This is a genomic window from Candidatus Eisenbacteria bacterium (genome assembly GCA_016930695.1).
Taxonomy (GTDB): Bacteria; Orphanbacterota; Orphanbacteria; order Orphanbacterales; family Orphanbacteraceae; genus JAFGGD01.
In genome coordinates this window covers 1-13,150 of the sequence record JAFGGD010000058.1, presented here as the reverse complement: position 1 = coordinate 13,150, position 13,150 = coordinate 1, and the positions used below count along the sequence as shown (strand labels likewise).

Genomic DNA, 13,150 nt, shown 5'->3' with positions numbered 1-13,150 from the left:
TCTCCATCCGATGTCCTTGGCAAAGAGACCGCAAATGTGTAAACTGGTTTCGGATTTTGAAAAAGGAGGCGCCTCGTGAAAATCACCATCGAATACTGCCGCGTTTGAAACTACAGCCCCCGAGCCGCCGGTCTGGCGGCGCGGATCCGCGAGGAAACGGGGATCGAGCCGGAGCTGATCGCCGGAGCGGGCGGGATCTTCGACATCCACGCCGGCGGCGCGGAGATCTACGCCAAATCGAAAACGGGCGTCTTCCCGGACGACGAAGAGGTGGTCCGCAAAATCAAAAAGGCGATCGGGTAAGGGAGACGGAGCGCTCCGCCCCGCGGAACCGCTCCCCGGCCCGATCCACCACGAGGAAAGGGAGTTTATCGTGGATCGACGGTCTTTCCCTCTTGCCCTGGCGTCCCTGTTCCTTCTCTCTCTTCTTTTCCCGCAATCCTCCCCCGCGAGGAACAACGGCACCCCCATGAGCCGGGAGCAGCTGATGATCGGCTCGGCCCGCTCCTCCGGCATGGGCGGTATGACGACGATTTTGGAGGAAGGGACGACCGCGCTCTGGTGGAACCCGGGGATGCTCGGCTTCGATCCCGCCGTCCGCCTGAACTGGACCTACGTGGATCTCACCGAAGGGCTTCCCGAGTATTTCAACGACCCCGGCATTACACTCCGCACCTTCGCCGTGCACGGCCCGCGCCTCGGTTTCGGTGATTTACGCTTCGTCGCCGGCGCGGGACATACGTATCTGGATTTGGGAAACTCCGATGTGATCAATTCCCATGGGCAATTGATAAGGGAATACCACTCCCGCGACCGCCTCTACAACCTGGCGGCGGCGGTCTGCTGGAAGGATTGGGCGGGGGCGGGGATCGCCTACGAGTTCACCGATTCCAAGCTTTTGCCTTCCATCCCGGAACTGGGAATCGAGGGCTTGACCGCTTCGGTTCACTCCCTCAGCTTCGGCGCGGCGATCTCTCCGAAGTACTACCTCGACGAGAATGAGGGCGGCTTCCGCCGCTTCGCGGACGGCGGCGGCCTTCTCTTCAACCCGGTGATCGGCGTTTCCTTCCTTCACATCGGCCAAAAAGTACAGTACTGCGATGACTGCGCCGAGGAGGATCTCCCCCGGCAGTTCCACGCCGGGGCGGGAATTCGCTTCGGCTACCATCCGGGTCTTCTGGAGGGCGTCTGGAACCCGCGGCGGCTGCTCCGTTCCGACGTCCTTCTCGCCTATGAGTACGACAAATCGATCGTCGGCGACAAAGACGTGATCCATCACGCCGCTGTTGAGATCCGTATGCTGGGGTTCTTCTCCGCCCGTGCGGGCCGCGTGACCGATCGAGAAGGGCTCGGCATCAAGCAGTCCCACGGTTTCGGTTTCGGCGTGGAGGGGCTTCTCCCGGTCGACGTCCGCGTCGATTGGGCTTCCTTCCCCCGTTACTACGACTACGAAGACCGGGAGCACTGGGAGGTCACCGTCGCCCTCGATCCCGCCCTGCTCGGGTGGTGATTGAAGAGACCCTCTCGCGAAGAACGCGAAGAGAGCCAAGACATACGGAAAGAGAATACGACCTCACGCGGGGGCGCGGAGTACTTGGGCATTGCGGCCGGGTGGCGGCCACGGGTGCCCGCGAAGGGCGCCGCCACCGAGTGCGAAGGCGCGAATGGCAGGGGCCCTTCGCGGGCGGATGGCCGACAGGACCCGGCCGCGTTTTGCCCTCAGGCTCACGCACACGGCTCCCCATCGCCATCGGATCGATTTCGATTGCGATTTCGGCGGAAAGAAATAGGTGTCCGGTTACTGACGCTTCTTCCTCCTAATCCATCCGGTCCGCCACATACACCGTCAGGTCGCCCAGACGATTGGTGTAGCTCCCGTACTCATTGTCGTACCAGCCGAAGATCTTGGCGTGCGTGACCGGCTGGCGGACCACCTTCTCCGGGAAACGCGCGAGAAGCTCCGGCGTCATCCCCGGCAGCCCCTCCAGGTCGATAAAGACGAAACCGGTCCTCGTGTGCGTCTCGAATCCCTCGATCACCACCGCCGCGTTCTCGCCGATCATGTCGGTGCTCACGTTCTGCTCGTGCGAGACCTTCAGGAGCCCCTTCTGCTGGCGCTCCGCCGCTTTCTCGTACAGATCGAGCAGCTTCGCCCGATTCAGTTCCGGCTCGCCGTTTTCGTCCAGGCGCGACCGGAAGGTCAGGTTCAGGATGATCAGCGAAGCGGTGCTCGTCGGGATCCGCACCGAGTCCGCCATGAACCCGATCTCGCGGATCACCGGGATCACCTTCTCCAGCGCCGCCGCCGCGTTGGTGGAGGTGAGGATGATGTTGTTCAGAATGCTCCGGCTCTTGCGCAGGTCCTTGGCGCCCGTCTTGGGCACGTTATCCAAAACGCTCTGCGTGTTCGTCGCGGCGTGAATCGTCGACATGCTCGCCGTCAGGATCGTGTCGATGGAGAAGGCGTCGATCACCGTTTTCATCATGTGCGCCAGGGCGGTGGTGGTGCAGGAGGCGGCCGACACCAGATTGTGCCGCGCCGGGTCGTACTCCTCGTGGTTCACGCCGAAGATCAGAACCACCGCGTCCTCCGGCATCTTCGTTCCCCGTTCCTTCGGTTTGAAGTCGGCGCTGTTCATCACCTTCTCGGCGCCGCCGACCAGGTGCCCCCGGAGCGACCCCTTCCCGTGCTCCTCCGGCCGAGTCGGATCGCTGAACTGCCCGGTACAATCCACCACGATCCGCGCCCCGTGCTCCCGCCAGGGGATCTCCTTGGGATTCCTTTCCCTCCGAAGGACCTGCACCGGAACCCCGTTCACCGTGAGGAGGTCCTTTTCCCGGTCCTCGATCCGCACGCAGGGCTCCGCGGAGCACCCGTTCAGGAAATGATGGACCCGTCCGTATGTCGAGTCCTTCTCGATCGTCTGGCAGAACGCCTCCAGGTCTTTTCCTACATCCCTCCCCTGGTTGACCACGATCTTGTCGAAGTACCGGCGCCCCGCGTGGTGCCAGAGCGTCAACTTGCCGATGCGACCCAACGAGTTGATTCCCAGGATTTTCGGTCCTTCCACCCGAATCGCCTCCTCCCGCGGGACGCGGCGCGCCCCCCGTGCGTATCGGAACGTGAAGCCTTCGCTGTTCAACGGATTTCCGGTGGGATTGTAAATCGGCGGTCGAACCGATTGCGAGGATTTTCGGACCGGGAGCGGATGACTTCCCGGGATGAAATCAGAGGTTGTCGAAGCGGACGACCGGCTTGATCTCGTGCTCGCCGAGATAAACCGCCCCGTTGTAGCCGTTGATGCTGATGAAGTCGCCGCTCCGGATCACCTTGTCGCCGATGACCGTCCTTCCGGCGCGCTCGTCCACGTGGAGGGCCCGGCAGCCGACCACGCAGGTGCGGCCGATGCTCTGAGCGGCCACGGCGGCGTGGGAGGTCGCCCCGCCCCGGGAAGTCAGGAGCCCGTCGGCCCGGAAGATCATGTGAATGTCCTCCGGCACCGTGTTCGGGCGAACCAGGATGATCGTGCCGTCCGGGTCCTTCTCCCAGAGTTCGCGGATGTCCCTCTCGTTGTGGGCGACCCGTCCGGAGAGGGCGCCGCCGCCGACGCCGATCCCGCTGGTGATGTATTTCTCGTCCAGTTCCGGCGTGGAGACGAAGGTCGGTATCTCGCTCTCCTCCGGCGTGACGATATCCCGCGCCTGAAGGATGTAGAGCGAGGACGCGTCGTCCTTCTCGAAAGTGAACTCCAGTTCCTGGTGGTTGAAACCGCGAACCACCACCAGATCCTCGGCGATCCGGAGCAATTCCCTGTACACCTCCGGGAACTCCGATTCGAGGGAGATATCGGCGCGTTTCTGCGTCTGCCGCTGCTCCTCGGTAAGCGGATACGTCTCCACGAGGCCGCGCACCACGTCCTCTCCCTGGCTGCGGAGCACGAAATCGCCGTACAGGGAAACGCCGCCGCTCTTGCGCCGCGGGTTCTGCGTGAAGAGAACGCCCGTGCCGGACTGTTCGTCCAGGTTGCCGTAGACCATCGCCTGCACCACCACCGCCGTCCCCCAGTCGTCGGCGATCTTCATCTCTTTCCGGTAGTGACGCGCCCGCTCCGAGTCCCAGGAAAAGAGAACCCGTTCGATGCAATGCCGGAGCTGCCGGAAGGGCTCGTCCACGATCTCCACGTCGTGGTCGCTGATGGCGCGACGGCAGGCGAGGGCGACCTCCCGGATCTGTTCCGCCGTAAAGGACGCCTTCTTCTGCACCGACCAGCGGTTCTTGTAATCCTCGAAAATCCTGTCGAAGATTTCTTGGGGGACGCCGTAGCTGAGACCCCAACTCTGCAGAAAGCGGCGGTAGCTGTCCCAGGCCGCCCAGGCGAACCGGGGATCGCTCGCGAGGCCCTCGGCGATCGACTGATTGATCCCCACGTCGAGAAAGGTGTCCATCATTCCCGGCATGGAGACCGCGGCGCCGCTCCGCACCGAGAGGAGGAGAGGATTCTGCGGGTCGCCGAAGGTCCGGCCGGTTCGGCGTTCGATCTCCCGGAGCCGGTTTCGGAGCACCGACAGCGTGTGGGCGCGCAGGTCCTTGAACGCGCTGAGCGCCTCGTAGGTGCGATACACCTCGGTGGTTACGATGAAACCGGCCGGCACGGGATAACCGAAGCCGGCCATCCGGCGCAGGAAGGAACCCTTGAAGCCGAGGAGGATCGGATCGCCCGACGCCTTGTCGTCCGTATGGATCGGCACGAAACACTTGTCGATGTCGTAGCTCATGAGCAGGTTGCGCGTGGACTTGCCGAACGCCTCCGACTCGAAGGTGAGGGTGCTGAGCACTCGGGAGACCAGGTTGTCCAACGGTTGCAGCGCGAAACAGGAACTGATCTGGTCCCTGAGAAAAGCCTCGATCTTCATGTGAACCCTGCCCCGGTCCGCCTTCGGCGGGCCCCCCTCGACGTAAAGAGGCGCGAGCCGCTCCAGGTCCGATTCATTGAGCGAGGCGATGGTGTAGCGGGTGATCTCCCGGATGGTGCGGGAGGTGAACTGAAAGATGTTGATGAACTGATCGATGGTGAGATTCCCCAGATCCAGGCCGCGCTCGAGCATGTCGATTCGCGACCCGAGGCCGCGCGAGGAGATCCCGTCCACCCAGAGGGAACGGCGCAGAAGGACGAGCCACTGCGTCACGCGCGCGATGCCGCGTTTGGTGAGGTAACGCAGATTCTCATCCTCGATCAACCTCTCGAAGAGGACCTCCGCCAGCTTCTCGAGACGATAGGAGATACCGAGCGCCTCCACCTTCCGGTTCAAGAATCGGCCGTACATGGAGGGGATGCCGGCGGCGATGTGTCGTTTCCGATAGATGTCCTCGCGGGACTCCGCCGGCTCCGGATCGAGGATGATCTCCTTCAACCTCTCCAGGATGTCCACCAGCTCCGCGACCGCATCGAGGGGCCGGTCCTCCTCCATCGCGGCGGCCAGGCGGCGCACCGCCTCCCCTTCGACGAGGGAGGAACCCTCCAGCCCATCCAGCGCCCCGCGGGGTCCGATGTTGTATTTCCGGTCCAGCAGCTGGTAGACCCGGATCATCTGGATCGCCTTTTCCCGAGCCCCCTCGGTCGGCTCCGGGCCCGCCTCGACCCACTCCCGGATCTCCTCCGGCTTCCGGTCGAGCAAGCCGGACGGGAAGCTCTCGACCCGCTCGACCACCCGTGCGATCACGGGCCGCATGTACTCGAGGTGCTCCTTCTCGTCGGCCAGGCGCGGAAAAATCTCTTCGGGCAGATGGGCGCGCAGCGGTTCGGCGTCGCCGGTGGACCAGTAGCGAAGCACCTCCACGGCGAAGGGGATCAGGCGGCTCGAACTCTCCACGTGGCATTGCTTGCGGAGGAAATGAATCACCGAGTCCCGGCGGAGTCCGATCTCGTCCACCCGGGTGGAGACGCGGCGCAGCTCCCCCTCGGCCCCGATTTCGCGGAAGTAAATCGGGAAGAACTTGCCGAGCTGCTTGACCAGGTTGTAAACGGGGCGGATGTCCGCGTTCAGAAGACCGGCGACGTCCTTCTGGAAAAGGTCCGTGTCGCTGATGAACACCCCTCCCATCCGCAGATGGAAAATCAGGGCCGACAGGAGGCGCTTCATGCGGCCGGGGTTCAGGGAGATCAGCTCCAGCCAGAGTCGGATGTTTTTCGCGTGCGCCGGATTCACCTCGAACTGCCAGAGTTCGTTCACGCCCTGAAGCTCGGGAGTCTCGAAGCCGTGATCGAGGATCCGGTCGATCACCTTCTGGATCAGGCGGTCGTCCTCGGAGCGGAGGACGTCCACGGCGATGGTGTGGATGCAGTCGAGCACCGTCGTGTCATGCAGCAGCCAGCCCCGCCCGAAACTGTCGAACACTGCGTCGATGAAGCCGGCGGCGTGTGGGCGCTCCTCCATCCGGAGGGCGCGCGAGAGGGCCCGGTTGATCGCCCGGAGCGCCGGATCCCGTATCTGTCGGAGCAGCTCGGAGTCGAGGATCTTCAGCAGAAAGAGAACCTTGTTGGTATAGCCGGACCAGCCCTCGAAGTGACTCTCGATCTCATCGGCGGCATGGAGGTAGAGGTTCTCCATCACCGCCTGATCGGGGAGCGAACCGGTGTCCAGCACCATCTCGTCGAAGGCGTCCGCGGCGATTGTGTTCAGGCGCTCTTGGTATCCGCGGATCGCATCATGGCGGATGCGCCCCAGGGAGGGGAGCGTGTCCGGCGCCCCCGAGTCGACCCAATCCGCCGGATCGGGAAGTTCGAGCCAGATCCGGTAGGTTTCGCCCAACGCCGTTTTCATCAGGTCCAGGAGAAGGGGGCGCGCCCATCCGGGATCGTTTTCCCCGGCGGCCCGCAACACGCGGCGCACGCTGCCGCTCAGCACGCCCGCGAGACCGGGTATCGCGTGGAAACGATCGAGCAGCCCGCGGAAGGTCGCCTCCAGGACGGGCCGGTTTCGCTCGAGACGGCCGTTCGATCCCTCCACCACTTTTTCCAGATAGCGAAGGAGGGCCCGGTACGTTTCGATCCGGAGATCGGGCGTGACGCACTGTTCGCCCACGGAGAAGAAAATCTCCACGAGAACGCGGATCGCCTCGTCGCCCCTCTCGTAGGCGTTGTGGAAGTAGAAATTGCCGACCGCGTAGGAACGGAGTTCGGTCAGAACGTGGCTCCAGTTCACAAAGGGGTGGTTGAACTCCTCCAGAAGGAGCCGTGTCTTTTCATGGACCCCCACGCTCTCCCGCGTGGCGTCGAGGAGCACCTTTTGGGTCTCCGGAATCACCACCCGGGAGGCGGTCCGCCTTAGATTGATCTCGAGGGCGCTCGGCTCGCGGGCCGGCCGCTCTCCGCTCTTTCGATCGGTCATAATCCGTTCCCCCCGGGAGCCACCCTCCCGGGACATCCTCCCCCCCGCAGGATATCACTCTCCTCGAACCAATGACAAGATCGGCACTTACGACACGGTCCGCGAGCCCCGTTGTGACGTCCCCACCCCTCTGCTACTATCGGCGCGAGGGGCCCTCCCCCCGGAATGAAATGGCAGACAAGCCGGAAGGAACGGGACGCCGGTTCTCTTTCTCCTTCATCCGGATCCGACTCCGATGGGGAAGACGAACCCGGCTGTTTTCTTCATTCCTGCTTCGATCGGGATCCGTATCGCGGGAAAGAGGAACATGCGGAGGGATATCCAACTCTCGGCCGTCGGACAGGGGATCGGTGTATTCCTCATCTACGCCGCCGTCATCGCCGTCCTGACCGTTCCACTCGCTTTCGATCCGGCCGGCTTCACTCCCTCGGGTATCGATTCCGGCGCCACTCCCTGGAAGATCTGGTGGACGGCGAAAGCCGTTTTCGACCAGCATTCTTTCCCGTACTGGTGCGACTACCTCCAGCAACCGTACGGAATCACCCTTCTCTTCTACAATCCCTGCGTCCTCTACGGTTTCTTGAGCCTCCCCGCGCTGGCGATCAGCCGTTCCCCCGCCTTGATCCAGGGAATAGCCAATTTCTGGGTGCTGTTCACTTTTCCTCTCGCCTCGTCTTTCGCCTACCTGCTCTGCCGCCGCTACGCGATCGGACGACCGGCCGCCCTGTTGGGAGGATCCCTTTTCGGCTTTTCCCCCCTTCGCCTATCCTCCCTGTCGAGCCTCAATCTCCTCAGCACCTATTGGCTGCCCCTGTTTTTCCTTTTCGCCCTTCCGAGAGTAGCCGGAAGCATCCCTCCGATGCGGCGGGGTCTTCTCATGGGCGCCTGCATACTCGGGGCTTTCTTGTCCTCTCTGACCGCCTGGTTGCTCCTTCTGTTTTGCTCCTTGATCCTGATCGTCGACTCCCTTCCCCTTTTCCGGAAGAACTCCGCCGAGGAGTGGCGCAAATCGGCGGCCTCCTGGCCGATCGCCGCGATCCCCATGGCTCTTTGGTGCGGTCTGATTTGGGCTCTATCCCCTTCCGGAGTTTTCTCCTCGGAGTGTTTTGCGCGTCCCACGGATGCAATCATCGAGCGCCTATCTTCCCACGTCATCGATTGGGTAAGCCGATCGGAAAATGACCATCTTGCGCGCTACACCCTCGGTTGGGGGCCCATGTTTCTGGCAATCCTCGGCCTTCTCTCGCGCAGACGACCGTCCCTGCCCGGTGTTTTCAAGATCCTCCTCGTCTTGTCGCTGTTACTCTCTTTGGGGCCGCGGATGCGTCTGGGTTCCTCTGAAGATTCCTTTTCCCTCCCCGGTCCCTTTCTCCTTTTTCGCCATCTCGGGCCTCCTCTCTCTTTCTTTCGAACCCCTCATCGTTTTCTGCACCTTGTCTCTTTGATCATCGCGTTGGGAGCCGCCCAAGGGATCCACACACTCATGCTGGCCCGTAAGGAGTCGATTCTTCCCTGGAAACGGCGCGCGTTGACGGCCCTGACGGCGGCGGCCTTTCTTCTCCCCCTCGCGGAATTCGGGACGACTCCGGTAATAATCGAAAAAAGGGAACCCGAACCCGCGATGGAATGGATCCGGAATCACGCGGAGAGCGATGACGAAGGGGTGTTGATTCTGCCCGGTTTCAATTATGAGGACCGTGCCGAGCAAAGATTCGCGCAGGTCACCCACGATCATCCATCCCCCCTCGTTCCTCTCCCGCGTGCGAAATTCAGAGCCGCCCCCCCGGACAGGGGGAACACGCTCCTCGGTTTTGTTGTAAACGGAAGAGATGATTTGGCCCTGGGAGGACAATCACCCGATAAACTGCGGAGCATCGGCATCGTTTGGGTCGTCGTGTCCGAATCGACCCTTTCCGAGCGCCCCCGTCTCCGCTCATGGCTGGAAGAAAGGTGGACGGCTCCCGTGTTCCGCGATGAAAGTCATCGTGTGTATCGAATCGAGGAACCACCGTTCTGAGAAGGAAAGACCGCCGTGCGTCGTGGAATCATCATTCTTTGCCTGATCGCGGGAGCCGCTCTTGTCGTCTTTCTCCTGGCGCGCGGTATCGGCCGGCCCGCTCTTCCGAACATCGTCCTCGTCACCCTGGACACCACGCGGGCGGACCACCTCGGCTGCTACGGCTACTTCCGGGACACCAGCCCGAACCTGGACGCCTTCGCCGACAAGAGCATTCTTTTCGAGAACGCCATCTCCCCCATGTCCCACACCCTGCCGACGCACTGTTCGATCCTGACGGGGACGTATCCGGTCGAGCACGGCATCGTCACCAACAACAAAGAGGGGGACTTCGTCTTCCGCTCGACGGAGAGAATGCGGTCCCTCGCCGAACTCTGCCGCGACCAAGGATACCAAACCGCGGCTTTCGTCAGTGGAACCTCGCTGAAACGTTACACCGGAATCGATGTGGGCTTCGATCTGTTCGACCAGCCGGAAACGCGGCAAAGGGAAGGGAGACGGACCGTTGACAGGGCGTTGGAGTGGCTCGGGGAGACGGAGACCGGCCCATTCCTTCTTTGGGTCCACTTCTTCGATCCCCACGGACCTTACACCCCGCTAGCACCCTTCACCGACTACTTCCGGTCCGAGAAAAATCTGGAGCGTTATCTCGAAGAGCGGGGTGTCCCGAAAACCATAGAGAACCCCGACGGGAGCATTTATGATCTGGCCCGCGTCAACAACAATTACGATGGCGAAATCCGATACATGGACTTTCACTTCGGACGATTAATCGACGCCCTGCGCGGCCGGCCGGACTGGGACGATACGGCGATCCTCGTCGTCGGAGATCACGGGGAGGGAATGGGACAGCACGACATGATCAACCACGGCCGGAGCTGGGACGAACAGGTTCGCGCTCCGATGATGATGCGGGCACCGGGCATCGCCCCGCGGCGGGTACCCGGGCTCGTCTCTGTGGTGGACGCGGTGCCGACGTTGATCGGCCTACTCGATCTCGACGAGGGGCCTCTCTTCGGCCGGTTCCTGGCACAGGCGACCGGCGAGGACGCCTTGCGCGATTCGGGCCGAACCGGACCGGTCCTCAGCCTGGATGTCGCGAAAAAGGGACGGCGGCACAGGACCACCCTCACATTCGACCGTTGGAAGTACCACAGGTTGGAAGACCGGGAATGGACGGGCGCGCGGCACGAACTGTACGACCTGATGAACGATCCCCATGAACTCCGTAACATCGCCGGGGAACGGCAGGATCTGATTCCGGAAATGGAAAGGACCCTCCTGGAGATGCTGGAGCGCCAGCGGGTCCGGGGCGAGAGCCTTCGGGCCGGTGCGGAAGAGGTGGAGGCAGTGGTGGATTCGGTTCTGGCGGAGGAGCTCCGGGCACTCGGATACGTCGATTAATGAGCCACTCCCCCGTGACGAACCGAACACAACGGGTTAAAAGAGAAGGTCCCGAGCCAAGCGGCCCGGGACCTTTTTCTCGCTAAACCGTCTTTTCGGTACTAACGGACCAGGATCGCCCGGGTCGTCTCGCTGCGTCCGTCCAGGGAGGCCCGCATCAGATAGACGCCGCTGGCGACTTCGTTCCCGCGGTCATCCCGGCCGTCCCAACGAACCTCCACGACTCCGGAGGAGGAGGCGGTTCCGCTGATCCGGCGGGCGAGCCGCCCGGAGACATCGTAAACATCCACGTTGTAGGGGCCGGGCGCGGCGGCGTTAAAACGCACCGTCGTGCTCGGGTTGAACGGATTGGGACGCACGGTGAGATCCATCTCCGCCCGGGCGGGAAGATCGCCGTCGGCGATCTGCACATCCACGTCCACGTCCTGGATGATCGTCAGGGTATAGCGCTGGATGTTGCTTCCCGATCCGCCCTTCCGGAAGGTCTTCAGGAGAAACTTGCCGGAGTAGGGGAGACTGTATTGGTACAGTTCTTCCGTCGCTCCCATGCCCTCCGCGTAAACGCTGTCCAGGAGAACTCCGGTGCTGTCGTAGAGGCAGAAGTCCGGATCGCTGATGGAGTCGGTGGAGATGGGCGTCGGGTCGGGGCCGTACTGATAGCCGAGCAGATAGGTCGAACCGATCGGATCCATCTGGATGGTCACGGCGCCGCCCATCTGGAAGGAGAACCAGTCCAGATCGGTGCCGCGATCGATGGAGAGGTTCTCGGTGATCAGCGTGTCGGTGATCGTTCCGAGATCGGTGGCGTCCGCCATCACGTCGTTGTTCTCGTAGGGATCGCCGTAGTACCGCATGCCGCCCCGGATGTCATCGTCTTGGGGACCGATGAAGGTGGTGCCGCAAGCGTAGGCTTCCATCAGCTTGGTGCAGTCCTCGGGGGTGACATGGCCGAGTCCCATGCCGTGGCCGTGCTCGTGCATGCAGACGTTCTTGAGGGTCCCGTAGTTGCCGAGAGGATTCAGAAGATAACTGACGTCGTCGGTGTCGAAAAGCATATCACCGGTGTTCGGGTAGTAATCGTAGGCGAGAACATTACCCGGACCGTCGATGGAGCGACCGCTGATTCGCACGTCGCCACGGGTGCCGAGCACGCCCGGCGAACCGGGGAAGACCGCGCCGTCGTCGCTCACCTCGACATAGGTGATGCCGATGGCGGCGTCCCACCGCTCGAAGGCGTTTCGAATCTTGTTCATCCAGTTGGTGCTGCCCATGTATGCAGTGAAAACGGCCTGGAGCGTGCTGGGGGAACCGTCAACGATCGTACCGTCCGGGACGAAGCCCCAGGTCAAGGTGATCGGATCGCCGGTGGTGCCGGTGGCGCCGTCGGTGGCCGTGTACGACCAGCGGGAACCGTTCAGGTAATAATCGACCTTGCGGGTGCCGTCCGGCTCGATCCATGTCGGAAGGTTCCGCAAAATCTCTTCCGCCTGATCCCGCGGCGTGTCGGGATGTAGACAGACGTTTACGCCGGGGAGTTCATACTCCTCGACTCCCAGCTGGGCGAGACCGGCGACGGTAACGCTCCGCACGATGGAATCGAAGGGGTCTTTCGACTCGAAAAGATCCTGGATCGTGAGAGGCGATTCACTCACGCGATCCGGGCTCCCCGAAAAATGACCGGCGAAAAGAAAGGGAAGAAAAAGGAGCGAGGCGCCGGCGAGAATCCATCCTGTGTAAACGGCATAGCGAGACTTCATCAGGTCTTCTCCTTATCGAGGGAGCGATCCTCGGATCGTATACAAGCGGGGAGACCGGCTTTTCCACTAGGGAGAACGTGTTACCGATCTAATTATACAACTTCGAGGACAGATTGTCCACCGGTTAATACAAAGAGGGAAGCCACTATCTCGTTGTATTTATTCATGTTATCTCAAATCCGCCACCTTCGTCTCCGTTCGGGCTTTCTCGGGAAGCCTTTCCGCGTCGAAACCCGATCGTATCTCTTCATCGGAGTGGTCCCCCACCGTGCCCTGAAGGGAGTGCCGGGGGTGGAAGGAAAGGCACTCTCACCCTAACCCAACCCTCTCCCACCATCCTCTCCACTTCCTCCCCGGACGTACGGTGTGATCCTTCGAGGAGAAGGGGTGGGCGACCTCCCTTCCGCCGCCGGCTCTCCCTCTCGGGGCCGTCTCGACTCGCCGGGCACCCACCGGAGCCCGCCCCCGTCGAGATGATAAAAAACCCGTCGAGCATTTATCGAGGCGGGCGGAGGTGGGTCGGCGAGCGAGAAGAGGGAGGATGCAGAGCATCCGGACCGTGCCCCGAAGGGAGACCGGTGGG

General features: G+C 62.3%; 7 protein-coding genes. 4 read left to right on the top strand and 3 right to left on the bottom strand.

Features of this window, described 5'->3' with window-relative positions; genetic code table 11:
- Positions 1 to 132: 132 nt before the first annotated feature.
- Entirely contained in the window at positions 133 to 303 is a 171-nt protein-coding gene (locus tag JW958_13925; GenBank protein MBN1827353.1) for an Rdx family protein, read from the top strand.
- A gap of 70 nt (positions 304 to 373) precedes the next feature.
- Positions 374 to 1,510: a hypothetical protein gene (locus JW958_13920; protein MBN1827352.1), complete on the top strand. Its 1,137-nt coding sequence runs from the start codon at positions 374 to 376 to the stop codon at positions 1,508 to 1,510.
- Positions 1,511 to 1,817: 307 nt separating this feature from the next.
- Here JW958_13920 and JW958_13915 read toward each other — a convergent pair whose 3' ends face one another.
- Together JW958_13915 and JW958_13910 are read right to left on the bottom strand one after the other, a co-directional pair.
- Entirely contained in the window at positions 1,818 to 3,077 is a 1,260-nt protein-coding gene (locus JW958_13915; protein MBN1827351.1) for a glyceraldehyde-3-phosphate dehydrogenase, read from the bottom strand.
- A 151-nt stretch (positions 3,078 to 3,228) separates the two neighbouring features.
- Positions 3,229 to 7,389, bottom strand: coding sequence for a hypothetical protein (locus JW958_13910; protein ID MBN1827350.1), 4,161 nt, complete (start codon positions 7,387 to 7,389; stop codon positions 3,229 to 3,231).
- Positions 7,390 to 7,696: 307 nt separating this feature from the next.
- Here JW958_13910 and JW958_13905 point away from each other — a divergent pair, with 307 nt between their 5' ends.
- Together JW958_13905 and JW958_13900 are read left to right on the top strand one after the other, a co-directional pair.
- On the top strand, positions 7,697 to 9,406 hold the full coding sequence (locus JW958_13905) for a hypothetical protein (GenBank protein MBN1827349.1): 1,710 nt from the start codon (positions 7,697 to 7,699) through the stop codon (positions 9,404 to 9,406).
- 15 nt (positions 9,407 to 9,421) lie between these two features.
- Positions 9,422 to 10,810, top strand: coding sequence for a sulfatase (locus JW958_13900; protein ID MBN1827348.1), 1,389 nt, complete (start codon positions 9,422 to 9,424; stop codon positions 10,808 to 10,810).
- Positions 10,811 to 10,911: 101 nt separating this feature from the next.
- On the opposite strand, the gene JW958_13895 is transcribed toward JW958_13900, so the two are convergent.
- Entirely contained in the window at positions 10,912 to 12,567 is a 1,656-nt protein-coding gene (locus JW958_13895; protein MBN1827347.1) for a matrixin family metalloprotease, read from the bottom strand.
- Between the last annotated feature and the right edge of the window lie 583 nt (positions 12,568 to 13,150).